Origin of the sequence: Stenotrophomonas sp. 169 (assembly GCF_014621775.1) — a bacterium.
Lineage (GTDB): Bacteria > Pseudomonadota > Gammaproteobacteria > Xanthomonadales > Xanthomonadaceae > Stenotrophomonas.
Genome location: NZ_CP061204.1, coordinates 1,595,162 through 1,608,907, shown reverse-complemented (window position 1 = coordinate 1,608,907; position 13,746 = coordinate 1,595,162). Strand labels below are relative to the sequence as shown.

Genomic DNA, 13,746 nt, shown 5'->3' with positions numbered 1-13,746 from the left:
CATCAGAACTCACTGGGCGATCACGGATGTCGGCGTCTGCTTGCTCCACCTTGGAATGAGCGCGAAAATAGACGGTCAGCACAAGTACGAACATGATGATCGACTCTGCCCGCTATCCCCGTCTCTCGCGCATCCAGACACCGGATGACCTGCGCACGTTCGAAGAATCCGAACTGAGGGCGGTCGCCGACGAACTGCGCGCCTATCTGATCGAATCGGTAGGCCGCAGCGGGGGGCATTTCGCCGCCGGCCTGGGCGTGATCGAGCTCACTGTCGCCCTGCATTACCTCTATCAGACGCCGCACGACCAGTTGGTATGGGACGTGGGCCACCAGACCTATCCGCACAAGATCCTGACCGGACGGCGCGATGAGATCCATACGGTAAAGCAGAAAGACGGCGTCGCTCCGTTCCCCAAGCGCGAAGAGAGCGAGTACGACACCTTTGGCGTCGGCCATTCGTCGACCTCGATTTCGGCCGCGCTCGGCATGGCGATCGCCCGCCAGCGTGAAGGCGATGATCGCCGCGTGGTGGCTGTGATCGGCGATGGCGCGATGACGGCAGGCATGGCCTTCGAGGCCCTGATGCACGCCGGCGGCATGGAACCGGAGCCGAACCTGCTGGTGATCCTCAACGACAACAATATGTCGATCTCCGAAGCCGTGGGCGGACTGACCAAAGTGCTTGGCCGCGCAACGGGCAGCCGCACGCTCAATGCCCTGCGCGAAGGCGGCAAGAAGATCCTCGGCGACAAACGCAACAATCCCGCGCGCTTCGTCAAACGCTGGGAAGAACACTGGAAAGGCATGTTCGTGCCGTCCACGATGTTCGAAGAGATGGGCTTCCATTACACCGGCCCCATCGATGGCCATGACATGCCAGCGCTGCTGTCCACGCTGAAGACCCTGCGCACGCTGAAGGGCCCCAAGCTGCTGCACGTGCTGACCACCAAAGGCAAGGGCTACGAGCCGGCCGAGGGTGACCAGATCGGTTACCACGCAGTGGGCCCGTTCGATCCGATCAAGGGCCTGGTGGCCAAGGGCGGCGCGAAGAAGCCCACCTACACCGATGTCTTCGGCGACTGGCTGTGCGATGCCGCCGCCGCAGAGCCGCGCCTGCACGCCATCACGCCGGCGATGCGCGAGGGCTCCGGCCTGGTGCGTTTCAGCCGTGAGTATCCCGACCGCTACAACGACGTAGCGATCGCCGAACAACACGCGGTGACACTCGCAGCCGGCATGGCTACGCAGGGCGCCAAGCCGGTGGTGGCGATCTATTCCACCTTCCTGCAGCGCGCCTATGACCAACTGGTGCATGACGTGGCGATCCAGAACCTTGACGTGCTGTTCGCCATCGATCGCGCCGGCGTAGTGGGTCCGGACGGTGCCACGCATGCCGGCAACCTGGACCTGAGCTTCCTGCGCTGCGTGCCGAACATGGTGGTGATGGCGCCGTCCAACGAAGCCGAATGCCGGCAGATGCTGAGCACGGGCCTGCAGCACACGGGCCCCGCCGCCGTGCGTTACCCGCGCGGCAGTGGCACCGGCGTGGCCGCCGGCACCGATCTGTCCACCCTGCCGATCGGCAAGGGCGAGGTCCGCGTGGAGGGCAGCCGGATCGCGCTGCTGGCCTTCGGCAGCACGGTCAACGATGCCGAGGCCGTCGGCCGCGCACTGGGCCTGACGGTGGTCAACATGCGCTTCATCAAGCCGCTGGACCGCGATCTGCTTCTGCAGCTGGCTGCGCGCCACGAGGGCTTCGTGACCATCGAAGACAACGTGGTGGCCGGTGGTGCCGGGTCTGCCGTGGCTGAGCTGCTCAGCACAGAAGAGGTGCTGAAGCCGTTCCTGCACCTCGGGCTGCCGGATGCCTTCCAGCATCACGCCAGCCGCGAAGATCTGCTGGGCGAAGCCGGCATCGATGCCGCCGGGATCCGGGCGGCGGTGCTCAAGCGCTGGCCGACGTTGGCGGCGGGCAGTACGCCGCTGAGCGCGGCAGGCTGATCGGGTAGCGCCGACCCCGGGTCGGTGGCGTGTCGCGTGGCCCCGCCGAGCATGGCTCGGCGCTACACGCATTTCGATGGATCGTCACGCAGTCCGTAGCGCCGAGCCATGCTCGGCGGGCCCCTGTATCCGCTGGCTCAGCGGACCTGGAACTGGCCGCGGCAGCCGTTGCTGACCCACACACCGTTGCGATCCCAGCCCCAGCTTTGCCCTTCGATGCAGGCGGTACCGGATTTCTGCTTGATCAGGCGCGCGTCCTGCCGGATGGTGACGTTGCAGCGGCGCTGGCGGCGATCATTCGAGTCGCAGTCGATCACCTGCCCTGCCGAGCCCCAGCCGTTACCATTGCCATTGCCGCCGCCCCAGTTGCCGCCGCCGTGGCCCGGGCGTGAGGGACGTCCCCGCTCGCCAACGAACTCTGCACGGCACCCATTGCTGACCCACACGCCGCCGCGCGACTGGCCCCAGCTCCGCCCTTCAACGCAGGCCGCGCCGGACAGCTGGCGTACCAGCCGTGCACGGCCGTCGAGTCGGCATTCCTTGTTGCGGTTTTTCACCGATTCGCAGCGGATGGTGGTGTTGCTGTTGCCATACCGATCCTCCGCGTAGCGATCGTTGTCACGATACTGCGCGTGTGCCGTGCCGGCGATGCCGGCACCGACCAGCAGCGGCAGGCAGATCGCCCACAAGGAGGCCACGGGGCGGCGTGAGGAAGACAGTTCCTGGGTCATGTGAAGCGTCCTGATCGATCGGTAGGCCGAGCATGGCGCAAGTTCAGCCCGACGCAAAGCCTCCACGGGCGGAACCGGTCAGCCTCAGTTGTACTACCCCTACGCCCTGTTCAGCCTTGGGGCACGCCTGCCTCACGCTGCACTGCGATTTCAGCCGTAGCGGACGGTGTCAACGTAACTGTCGGGGGTCTCCACGCGTACCGCGCAGGCCTGGCCGGTACGTGCGTGCAGATCGCGCGCAAGCGCATCGGCGAAGTCGAACGCGGCCGTGCCTTCGTGGAACGAAACGGTTTCAGTCTTCTGGGGATGGAGCACGCGCCAGTGGCGCTGCTCGTTCTGGACGCGGATCAACATGTCGGTCTCTCTCCATGAGCAAACGGGATGCCACGACATACGGCACGGGAGGGAAGCCTTCGCGCTGCCCTCGCCGTCCTGCCCTGTGCCTGGCACCAATGGCCCCCGCCAACCACCGAGACTAGGGGATGTCTGTCTCGGACTCCATCAGGGTTTTCTGATTTTCAGGCGCGGCCACTGCCACTGATACGCAGCGCCTCCACGCCCGCCTGGAACGCTTCGACACGCACCACGACATCCTGGCCACCCTCACGGTGGCAGGAGCGGGCCAGTGCAGCCGCCACGTCGAATGCATCTCTGCCGCTGGCGAAATCCTGGTGCAAGGGATGCTGGGGTGGACGACACGCCAGCGGCGTTCGACCTTTTCTACGACGATGACCATGCGGGAGCTCCTGGCAGGTGGGTGAGGGTCGGGTCAAGGCTGATGACGACAGCCCAGCCGTTGAGCAGATGCTAGGTGCCGGCCTTCCCCTACCCCATCGGTCCGGTCTGAAAGGCCCGCCCTGCCGGGAAATCACATCCCTGAGTCCGTTCACCGTGAACGCTACGTGATGCTTGTCACGCACTGGTGTTTTATTTCACACTGCGTACACCACAGGGGGCCCCTTCCACATGCGCACCTACTTCGCTCAACGTCCGTCCTTGATCAAGTTCTACTTCGTCGCCAGCTATCTGGTCCTGGTCGAAGAGCTGCTGCGCGCCACGGTGTTCTGACCCGCGCTGCAACCGCAGTGGACGTGGCGACCGGGCCGTTGAACAATCCCGGTTCTTCTTCCCCGTTGACCGGTGCCGCCATGTCCGACCTCCCCGCCCTGCCTCACCTGACACCGGGGCGCTACCGTCATTTCAAGGGCGGCCTCTATGAGGTGGTCGACGTCGTGCGCAGCAGCGAGTCGCTGCAGCCGATGGTGTTGTATCGCGCCCTGTACGGCGAAGGCGGTCTGTGGGTACGCCCGTACGACATGTTCGTCGAAACGATCGCCGGCGCAGAGGGTCCGCAGCCCCGCTTTGCCCGCCTGGTCGATTGACCCGGCTATCGCGGCGGTCGCATCATCCGCGCACCGTTCCTGCAGGACATCCCATGCGCACTCCCCTGTTCGTCGCCTCCTTGCTGGGCCTGCTGCTGAGCGGCACCGCCGCCGCGCAACAGGCAGACGATGAGGACGTCCCCGCGTTTGATCGTCCGGGTCTCGGGCTGGGGACCGGTATCGTGCCGCGTGGCGCCATGGCACTGGAACTGGGCCTGCCGTCCTACACGCGCGATACCGATCGCGACGGCGTCCGCAGCGAACAGTTCGGCAGCGACGTCACCCTGCGCACGGGCCTGGCGCCGCGACTGGAACTGCAACTGTCGGGGTCACCCTGGCAACGCGAGCGCATGCGTGCACCGGCGGAACCGAGTCTTCGTGAGCGTGGTACCGGCGATACCCAGATCGCACTGAAGTGGCTCGCCCCACTGCGCACCGAGAACGACCGCTTTGCCGTGCTGGCGTCTGCGACCCTGGCACGCGGGGATGCCGCGTTCAGTGAGGGCAGGCAGTACGCGCTCGCCGGTAGCTGGGAACATGATTTCACTGAGGATCTGACCAGCGATCTGTATGTCAGCCATAGTCGTGGCGACGGACAGCGCTCAACGGTATGGTCACCCAGCCTGTCGCTGGCCTTGGGGCCGCGCTGGTCAGCTTTCATTGAAGCGGGTTTCACTCATACGCGTGGCGAGCCCAATGAATCGGTCGCGGGCGGCGGTGTCACCTTCCTGTGGAGCGAACGCATCCAGCTGGATGCGTCACTCGATGCCGGTCTGGACGCTGACAGCCCGGATCTGCAGGCAGGCGTGGGGCTGGCGGTCTACTTCGACTGAAGGAGACCGCGCGTTACCAGGGATTGAACATGGTGATGAACACGATCACCAGTACGACTGCAAAGGCGACCCAGAGGTAGCGGCCCTGACGCCACGAGGGCTTGGGCTTGCCGGGAGTATTCATGTGGCTCCGATCAGGTGAAGGACATTCCCAGAGTGCGTGAGTGGCAGCATCCGCAAGGTGCACGCCGCGTGCAGGGCGCGTCAGCATCGACGAGCCACACCTGTCCGCTCCGCACCATGAAAAAGGACCCGCGCATCGCTGCACGGGCCCTTCTCATTTCATCATTGCTGGCTCAGCGCGGTCAGCTGCGTGTGCCATCCAGCCAGTTCGGGCCCTTGTTCTTCAGGAAGAAGATATAGACCACCAACGACACGGCAATGACCGCCGTGATGTAGATGATGAATTCATCCACGCGGCCCGTCGCGAGCGCGCCCTGGTACAGCAGCGGCGCGGTGCCACCGAACAACGAGTTGGCCAGTGCATAACCCAGGCCGACGCCCAGCGCACGGATGTGTGCCGGGAACAACTCGGCCTTCACCACGGCGTTGATCGAGGTGTAACCGGTCAGGATGACAAAGCCGGTGGCCAGGATCAGGAACGCCGACAGGGCCGAAGTCTGCTGCGGCAGTGCCGTGATCAGGTACCAGGTGTAGAGCACGCCACCGATGCCGAAGAACACCAGCAGGCTCTTGCGGCCGATCCGGTCGGACAACAGCCCGCCCAGTGGCTGCAGCAGCATCAGGAACGTCAGCACGCCCAGGTTGATCAGCGTACCGGTGATCACGTCATCGCCAGCGAAAGCGGTCTGGATCATCTTCGGGCCATTGATGGTGTAGGTGTAGAACGCCACCGTACCGCCGGCCGTGATCAGGAAGCACAACAGCAGCGGACGCCACTGGTTGACGAACAGCTCACGCATGGAGCCCGTGGCCTTTGCCTTGCCGTCCTTCGCTGCTTCGATCGATTCCGCGCTCAGCGATTCGTCCATCGTGCGTCGCAGCCAGAACACGACCAGCGCGCCGATGCCGCCGATACCGAAGGCCACACGCCAGCCCCATTCAGACACGTGCGTCGCGTCCCAGGACAGCAGCATCACCAGCAGTACCGCCTGTGCGAGCACATGGCCGCCGACCAGGGTGACGTAATGGAAGGAGGACAGGAAACCGCGCCAGCCGGGAACGGCCGCCTCGGACATGTACGTCGCACTGGCGCCGTATTCGCCGCCGGTGGCGAAGCCCTGCAGCAGGCGGGCAAACAACAGGATCACCGCCGCCCAGATGCCGATGGAGGCCGCCGTAGGCGCGATGGCGATCAGGAACGAACAGGCAGCCATCACGCTGACCGACACGGTGAGCGCAAGCCGGCGGCCGTAACGGTCGGCGAAACGACCGAAATACCACGCACCGATCGGGCGCATCAGGAAGGTCGCGGCAAAGATGCCCCAGATGTACATGTTGGAGTTCTTGTCGTCGGCCGAGAAGAACTGGGATTCGAAATACTTGGCAAACACCGAGTAGACGTAAACGTCGTACCACTCGACCAGATTGCCGGCAGAGCCTTTCAGGGTATTGGATACCGAGCGCCGGAGAGCACCGGGCGCCAGGGGGATGGGGGAATTGCTCATGGGTGGATCATGCCCTCGGATGAAAAACAGATGGTCCTTTCGGCCCACGTCACACGGCGTTTCAAACGACACAGGTGAGCGCAGGCAACGCGGTACCTTACCTCACGTCAATAACACCTGTCCGGTGAAGCCCCTGAATACGCAGCACTTTCTGATCTGGACTATCGGCGTGACGCGGCGTTGATGTCGCAGGGTGCACGCTGTGCGCATGGCACCGGGACGTGACCGGGGGTGGCGGGATGCTGCAGCGAAACATGCGATCTGCCTCTGCACCACGTCTGTGCACTGAACGATTTAGCCGGCTTGCCGATGATGTGCGCCTGCATCTGCCGCTTCTGCCCTCAGTGCGGCACTATCGAATCGTTCATTGCAGTCCAAGAGCCTTGCACCACCCATGACGCCGATGTCAGAGGAACTGAAAACCCAGGAACGGATGGCCGCCGTGGGTGCCCTGCAGGTGCTCGATGCGGCGGCGGGCGCATCGCTGGACCGCATCACGCAGCTCGCTGCATTCGCGTTCAATGCGCCGGTCGCGTTCGTTTCGATCGTGGGTACGGACTCCCAGCGCTTCATCTCCAAAGTCGGTCTGGACATTCCCGGAACCGATATCCGCTCGTCTGTCTGCTCCTACACCATCACCGCTGCCGACGTCATGGTAGTGCCGGACCTGCGCGCAGATCCCCGCTTTGCGGGTAACGGCCTGGTGTGCGGTCCGCCGCACCTGCGCTTCTATGCCGGTGCCCCGCTGGTGGCCAAGAACGGGGTGCCGATCGGCGCGATCTGCGTGATGGCGCGCGAGCCGCGCGAGCTGAGCGAAGACGACCGCCAGCACCTCAAGACCCTCGCCGCCATGGCCATGAGCCAGTTGGAGCTGCGGCGCCTGTCCGGGCGGCAGGATCCGGTCAGCGGCCTGCCCAACCGGCACCAGTTCCATATTGATTACGACGGCCTGGTATCGCGTGCGCGGGGCCCCGTGCACGCCGTGCTGCTGGACGTGCTGGATGTACCGCGGCTGGAAGAAGCAGGCCAGGCGTTGGGCATGCCGCCGCTGGAGGCGATGATCCACCGCTCCGGCGTTCGCCTGCGCGTCGCCCTGGAGGACATCGCCGATATCTACCACGTCGGCACCAGCCGCTTTGTTTTTCTGGTCGATCAGCCGTTGGCGGAGGATGTAGAGACGCTGCTGCTGGAACTGAAGCAGCGCATCACCCGCCCGGTGATGGCCGCCGCCGTGCCCATGTCACCGCAGTTCCATGCCGGCATCTGCACGTTCGATCCGGCCAAGGACAGCAGCAACGATGTGCTGCGCAAGCTGCTGGTCAGCCTGCAGGCGGCCATCACCGGGCGCCTGGACTTCTGCTGGTACTCCGAGCGCCGCGATGAGCTGCTGCGGCGCGGTTACCGTCTGGCAGCGGATGCGGAGCGCGGCCTGCGGCGCGAGGAGTTCTACCTGCTGTTCCAGCCACGCGTGGAGGCGATCACGCAGAAGATCGTTTCGGCCGAAGCGCTGATCCGCTGGAACCATCCCCGCCTGGGGCCGGTAGGCCCGGCCGAGTTCATTCCCGTTTTCGAGCGTACGGCGCTGATGCCGGCAGTCAGCGGCTGGGTCGTCGATGCAGCGCTGGACCAGCTGGCGGCGTGGCAGCTGGCCGGCCTGTCGCTGTCGCTGTCGGTCAACCTGGCCGCGTCGGACCTGTCCACCGAGGGCATGGCCGAGCGGCTGCTGCAGAAACTAGCCGTGCGTGAGCTGGCGCCTTCGCTGTTGGAAATCGAGATTACCGAGGGAGAATGGCTGCGAGCCAATACCGTTGCGGGCGAGCAGTTGGCGCGCCTGGCGGGCGTGGGCGTGCGGATTGCAATTGATGACTTCGGTAGCGGCTACAGCAACTTCGGGTATCTCTCACGGCTGCCCATTTCCACGATCAAGATGGACAAGTCGCTGGTGGATCACCTGGCGGATGATCCGGGTGCACGTTTGAAGGCGAAGGCGATCATCGAGCTCGCCAAGGGCCTGGGTTATACGACCGTGGCCGAAGGCGTGGAAACCGCAGCGCAGCGGGACGTGCTGACTGACCTGCACTGCGACCAGCTGCAGGGATTCCTGTTTGCCGCCCCCCTGTCGGCTGATGAGCTGGCGACGATGGTGGGCATCGGCGGGTAACGCCCCCGCTGCTCACCGGGTAGCGCCGCGCCATGCTCGGCGAGCGCGAAGCGCGGCCTGTGTCCAACATCGCGGTGCCGGACGAAGTCCGCCGAGCATGGCTCGGCGAGCGCAGCGGTAGTAGAAACTCCGAAAACGAAAAAGGCCCGCGCATTGCTGCACGAGCCTCTTCGTTTACATCAACAGTGGTCGGGACGGCCGGATTCGAACCGACGACCCTCTGCCCCCCAGGCAGATGCGCTACCAGGCTGCGCTACGCCCCGAATATCTGCGATGTTGCCCCGCCGTTGATGCGGGCCGTGAAGTATAGCGGATCAGCGCGAAAAAGGAATCAGCGGCGAAGCAGTTGCAGCACTTCTTCCAGTTCCACGCGTACCTGCTTGATGATCTGCTGGCTCAACGCGGCTTCGCCGCGCGCATCGGCACCATCCAGGCGCAGCCGCGCGCCGCCGATCGTGTAGCCCTGTTCGTACAGCAGGCTGCGGATCTGCCGGATCATCAGCACGTCATGGCGCTGGTAATACCGGCGGTTGCCGCGTCGCTTGGCCGGCTCCAGGCTGGGAAATTCCGTCTCCCAGTAGCGCAGCACATGCGGCTTGACGTCACACAGCTCGCTGACCTCACCAATGGTGAAGTAGCGCTTGGCCGGTATCGGCGGAAGTTCTCGGTTACTGCCCGGATCCAGCATACGCTTCCACCCTTTCCTTGAGCTTCTGGCCTGGACGGAAGGTGACTACCGTGCGGGCGGAAATCGGAATTTCCTCACCGGTTTTCGGATTGCGACCTGGGCGCTGGTTCTTGCGCCGCAGATCGAAATTGCCGAAGCCGGACAGCTTTACCTGACGTCCCTGTTGCAAGGCGTCACGCAGCACATCGAAGAACGCATCGACGAATTCCTTGGCTTCACGTTTGTTCAAGCCCACTTCGTCGAACAGTTTTTCGGCCATTTCGGCCTTGGTCAGTGCCATCGCCTGCTTACCCCTTGGTGCTGCCCGCTCAACCGCGGATCCGGGCGTGGTGTTCACGCTCGATGGCGGTGACCACCTCGGCCACCACCGCGTCCACGTCGCGGTCCGTCAGAGTGCGCGACTTGTCCTGCAAAATCAAGCCCATAGCGAGACTCTTGAAGCCCGGCTCTACCCCCTGTCCGACGTATCGATCAAACAGGTTGAGCTCGCGCAGCAAGGGGCCGGCGGCCCGTCGCACGGTGGCCGCCAGATCGGCCCAGTCGACGGCGTCGGGCGCCAGCACGGCCAGGTCGCGACGCATCGCCGGGAAGCGCGACAGCTCGCCGGCACGCGGCAGTTCACGGGCCGCCAAGGGCGCCAGATCCAGCTCCAGACCGTACACGTCCACGTCGATCTCCATCGCCTTGGCCAGCCGCGGATGCATCTGTCCGATCCACCCCAGCCGCACCTCACCGCGGTACACATCGGCCGATCGCGCCGGGTGACCGAAGGGCTGCACGGACGGCTTGAAGGTCAGCTCAGCCCCGCTGGCAGCGGCCAGCGCTTCCAGATCGCCCTTCAGGTCGTGGAAATCGACCTTGCGCGCCGCCACGCCCCACTGCTCGGCATCGGCGTCGCCGCACACCGCAACGGCCACGCGCTGCGTTTCCAGAGGTGCGGGAGCGCCCTCGCCGGCCTGCGCGGCGAACGCGCGGCCGATTTCGAACAGCCGTACGCGACCGGCCTGACGCGCCACGTTGCGGCCCAACGTGGCGACCAGACCCGGCAGCAGCGCCGGACGCATGATCGCCAGCTCGGCCGACAGCGGATTGGCCAGCGGCACCAGACTGTCATTGAGCTGCCACTGCTGCAGCAGCTGCGCGTCGACAAACGCGAAATTGATGGTTTCCTGCAGTTCGCGCGCCAGCAACTGGCGACGCACGCTCAGCTCTTCCAGACGGGTCTCGCTGGGCATCGCCACGCGCGCGGCGCCACCGGGCAACGTGGTCGGGATCTGCTCGTAGCCGTGGATGCGCGCCAGCTCTTCGATCAGGTCTTCTTCGATGGCCACATCGAAGCGGCGGCTCGGCGAAGTGACCTGCCAGCCATCGGCTGCGGCGGCGACCTCCATGCCCAGCGCGCGCAGGATACGCTCGACTTCCGCATCAGCGATGGTGATGCCAAGCACGCGGGTGATGCGCGCACGGCGCAGGCCGATCACCGCCGGCGACGGCAGGTCGGACGCACGCACCGCTTCGGTCACCGGGGCGGCCGTGCCACCGGCCAGCTCCAGCACCAGCGCGGTGGCATGCTCGATGGCGGTGCGCGGCAGCGCCGGATCCACGCCGCGTTCGAAGCGGTGCCCGGCATCGGTATGCAGGCCCAGCTTGCGGCCGCGGCCCATGATGGCGGCCGGCGCGAAGTGCGCGGCCTCCAGGAATACGTCGGTGGTGGCGTCGGTGACGCGCGTGTCGAAGCCGCCCATCAGGCCGGCCAGGCCGACCGGACGGTCTGCATCGGTGACCACCAGGAAACTGTCATCCAGCGCGGCGTCGCGGCCGTCGAGCAGCTTCAGGGATTCGCCGGCACGCGAGCGACGCACGGCGATGCTGCCCTGCAACGTGCCCAGGTCATAGGCATGCATCGGCTGGCCCAGTTCCAGCATCACGTACTGGGTGATGTCGACCAGCAGCGACACCGGCCGCACACCGCTGCGACGCAGGCGCTCGGCCATCCACAGCGGGGTCTTGGCGGCCGCGTTGACGCCTTCGATGACACGACCCAGATAACGCGGCGCTTCGGCACCGGCATCCAGCGAGATCGACAGCTCGCGCGTGGCGGTGGCCGGTACCGCATCAGCGGCAAACGGCACTACGTCGCTGCGGGTGGCAGCGGCCACGTCGAAGGCAATGCCGCGCACGCTGAAGCAGTCGGCACGGTTCGGGGTCAGCTTGATCTCGATGCTGGCGTCGGGCAGGCCCAGGTACTCGACCAGGCCTTGGCCGATCGGTGCGTCATCAGGCAGTTCGAACAGGCCGGACGCATCGCTGTCCAGGCCCAGTTCCTTGGCCGAGCACAGCATGCCATTGGAGTCGACGCCGCGCAGTGTGGCGGCACTGATCTTCAGGCTGCCGATCTGCGCACCGACCAGCGCCAGCGGCGCGACCAGGCCGGGGCGCGCGTTCGGCGCGCCGCAGACGATCTGCAGCAGGCTGCCCTGCCCCGCATCGACCTGGCAGATCTGCAGGCGGTCGGCTTCTGGATGGCGCACGGCCTCGACGATGCGGGCCACGACCACGTGGTCCAGGCCCGCGCCCAGCGCGTCGACCGCTTCCACTTCCAGGCCGATGGCCGTCAATACCGCGCTGAGCTCATCGCGCGATGCGGCGGTCGGGACGTGGCTGCGCAGCCAGTTTTCGGAGAATTTCATGAGGTTCAACCTGGTTGAATGGAGCAACCGAGCAACAGCCGCCGAGCATGGCTCGGCGCTACGGATCGGGATTACGCGAACTGCTTCAGGAAGCGCACATCGTTCTCGAAGAACGCGCGCAGGTCGTTGACGCCATAGCGCAGCATCGCGAATCGCTCCACGCCGAGGCCGAAGGCGAAACCGGTATAGCGCTCCGGATCAATCCCGACACTGCGCAGCACGTTCGGGTGCACCATGCCGCAGCCCAGCACTTCCAGCCAGCGCGTGCTGCCATCGGGCTGCTGCCAGGCGATGTCGACTTCCGCACCCGGCTCCACGAAGGGGAAATAGCTCGGCCGGAAGCGCATCTCGAAGTCACGCTCGAAGAAGGCGCGCACGAACTCGGACAGCGTGCCCTTGAGGTCGGCGAAGTTGGAATGCTCGTCCACCAGCAGGCCTTCCACCTGGTGGAACATCGGCGAATGGGTCTGGTCGCTGTCGCTGCGATAGACCTTGCCGGCCGCGATCATCCGCAGCGGCGGTGCGTGGTCGCCCATGTAGCGCACCTGCACACCGGAGGTATGCGTGCGCAGCAGGCGGCCATCACCGAAATAGAAGGTGTCGTGCATGGCGCGCGCCGGGTGGTGCGGCGGGAAGTTCAGCGCCTCGAAGTTGTGCCAGTCGTCTTCGATCTCCGGCCCTTCCGACAGCTCGTACCCCAGCCGCGCGAAGATCTCGGTGATGCGTTCCAGCGTGCGGGTCACCGGGTGCAGGCCACCGCGACCACTGCGACGGCCCGGCAGGGTGATGTCGATCGCTTCGGCGGACAGGCGCGCGTCCAGCGCAGCGTCTTCCAGCACGGTCCTGCGCGCAGCCAGCGCAGCGCCCAGTGCGTCACGCGCGAGGTTGATGGCTTCACCGGCGGCCTTGCGCTCGTCGGCCGGCAAGGCGCCGAGCTGCTTGAGCTGCGCGGTGATGCTGCCACTCTTGCCCAGCAGGGAGACGCGCAACTGCTCCAGCGCCTCGGGACTCTGCGCGGCAGCCACATCGGCCAGTGCCTGGTGGGTCAGGGATTGGATGTCACTCATGGGGTGCCGAAACCTCGGGTCGGATGTGCCCTCGCGATGCGCGAAGGGCCGACCCCCGTCGCCACCGCCGTCCGGCCGCCGCGCATTGCGCTGGCCACCGCACAAAAAAGAATGGGGAAGGACTTGCGCCCTTCCCCATGCATTGCCTCAACCACCACCGTTGCGCGCGAACGTCAACGGCGGGATGGGGACTTATGCCGCCAGTGCGCCCTTGGCCTTTTCAGCCAACGCGGCAAAAGCTGCCTCGTCGTGCACGGCGATATCAGCCAGGACCTTACGGTCAAGGGTGATGCCCGCCTTCAGCAGACCATTCATGAAACGGCTGTAGCTCAGGCCGTTGATGCGGGCTGCTGCGTTGATGCGGACGATCCACAGCGAGCGGAAATTACGCTTCTTCTGCTTACGACCGATGTACGCGTACTGCTGGGCCTTGATGACGGCCTGCTTGGCAACGCGGAAGACCTTACGACGGGCATTGTAGTAGCCCTTCGCCAGAGTCAGGATTTTCTTGTGGCGGCGACGCGCCTGTACGCCACGCTTTACTCGTGCCATGTGTCAGTTCC

13 protein-coding genes and 1 tRNA gene are annotated in these 13,746 nt (G+C 65.4%); 4 read left to right on the top strand and 10 right to left on the bottom strand.

The genetic code is table 11. From position 1 onward, the window contains the following. Positions 1 to 95 precede the first annotated feature (95 nt). Positions 96 to 2,003: a 1-deoxy-D-xylulose-5-phosphate synthase gene (dxs, locus tag ICJ04_RS06925; RefSeq protein WP_188327229.1), complete on the top strand. Its 1,908-nt coding sequence runs from the start codon at positions 96 to 98 to the stop codon at positions 2,001 to 2,003. Between the two features lie 137 nt (positions 2,004 to 2,140). Here dxs and ICJ04_RS06920 read toward each other — a convergent pair whose 3' ends face one another. From ICJ04_RS06920 to ICJ04_RS06910, 3 genes are all read right to left on the bottom strand, one after another. After that, positions 2,141 to 2,734: a DUF3011 domain-containing protein gene (locus ICJ04_RS06920; RefSeq protein WP_188326783.1), complete on the bottom strand. Its 594-nt coding sequence runs from the start codon at positions 2,732 to 2,734 to the stop codon at positions 2,141 to 2,143. Positions 2,735 to 2,884: 150 nt separating this feature from the next. Continuing rightward, positions 2,885 to 3,088, bottom strand: coding sequence for a hypothetical protein (locus ICJ04_RS06915; protein ID WP_188326782.1), 204 nt, complete (start codon positions 3,086 to 3,088; stop codon positions 2,885 to 2,887). 164 nt (positions 3,089 to 3,252) lie between these two features. Beyond that, complete coding sequence (locus ICJ04_RS06910; RefSeq protein ID WP_188326781.1) at positions 3,253 to 3,411, bottom strand: hypothetical protein; 159 nt, start codon at positions 3,409 to 3,411, stop codon at positions 3,253 to 3,255. Positions 3,412 to 3,882: 471 nt separating this feature from the next. Here ICJ04_RS06910 and ICJ04_RS06905 point away from each other — a divergent pair, with 471 nt between their 5' ends. Then, entirely contained in the window at positions 3,883 to 4,116 is a 234-nt protein-coding gene (locus ICJ04_RS06905; protein WP_188326780.1) for a DUF1653 domain-containing protein, read from the top strand. A 53-nt stretch (positions 4,117 to 4,169) separates the two neighbouring features. Beyond that, complete coding sequence (locus tag ICJ04_RS06900) at positions 4,170 to 4,949, top strand: transporter (RefSeq protein ID WP_188326779.1); 780 nt, start codon at positions 4,170 to 4,172, stop codon at positions 4,947 to 4,949. 305 nt (positions 4,950 to 5,254) lie between these two features. On the opposite strand, the gene ICJ04_RS06895 is transcribed toward ICJ04_RS06900, so the two are convergent. After that, positions 5,255 to 6,577, bottom strand: coding sequence for an MFS transporter (locus ICJ04_RS06895; protein ID WP_188326778.1), 1,323 nt, complete (start codon positions 6,575 to 6,577; stop codon positions 5,255 to 5,257). Positions 6,578 to 6,971: 394 nt separating this feature from the next. Here ICJ04_RS06895 and ICJ04_RS06890 point away from each other — a divergent pair, with 394 nt between their 5' ends. Continuing rightward, positions 6,972 to 8,738 (top strand): sensor domain-containing phosphodiesterase, encoded by a 1,767-nt coding sequence (locus tag ICJ04_RS06890; protein ID WP_223203003.1) that lies wholly within the window; start codon positions 6,972 to 6,974, stop codon positions 8,736 to 8,738. A gap of 186 nt (positions 8,739 to 8,924) precedes the next feature. Here the strand turns inward: ICJ04_RS06890 and ICJ04_RS06885 are convergent. From ICJ04_RS06885 to rplT, 6 genes are all read right to left on the bottom strand, one after another. Then, positions 8,925 to 9,001: transfer RNA gene (locus tag ICJ04_RS06885), tRNA-Pro, on the bottom strand. Between the two features lie 68 nt (positions 9,002 to 9,069). Beyond that, the gene (locus ICJ04_RS06880) at positions 9,070 to 9,426 is read right to left on the bottom strand and encodes a MerR family transcriptional regulator (RefSeq protein ID WP_042612987.1); all 357 of its coding nucleotides are present in this window, start codon (positions 9,424 to 9,426) and stop codon (positions 9,070 to 9,072) included. After that, positions 9,407 to 9,706 (bottom strand): integration host factor subunit alpha, encoded by a 300-nt coding sequence (locus tag ICJ04_RS06875; protein WP_188326777.1) that lies wholly within the window; start codon positions 9,704 to 9,706, stop codon positions 9,407 to 9,409. Before ICJ04_RS06875 ends, ICJ04_RS06880 begins: the two co-directional genes overlap by 20 nt. 28 nt (positions 9,707 to 9,734) lie before the next feature. After that, positions 9,735 to 12,116 (bottom strand): phenylalanine--tRNA ligase subunit beta, encoded by a 2,382-nt coding sequence (gene pheT / locus ICJ04_RS06870; protein ID WP_188326776.1) that lies wholly within the window; start codon positions 12,114 to 12,116, stop codon positions 9,735 to 9,737. A 71-nt stretch (positions 12,117 to 12,187) separates the two neighbouring features. Then, positions 12,188 to 13,183 (bottom strand): phenylalanine--tRNA ligase subunit alpha, encoded by a 996-nt coding sequence (locus tag ICJ04_RS06865; protein ID WP_188326775.1) that lies wholly within the window; start codon positions 13,181 to 13,183, stop codon positions 12,188 to 12,190. A 192-nt stretch (positions 13,184 to 13,375) separates the two neighbouring features. Beyond that, positions 13,376 to 13,735: a 50S ribosomal protein L20 gene (rplT, locus tag ICJ04_RS06860; protein WP_166924555.1), complete on the bottom strand. Its 360-nt coding sequence runs from the start codon at positions 13,733 to 13,735 to the stop codon at positions 13,376 to 13,378. Positions 13,736 to 13,746 lie beyond the last annotated feature (11 nt).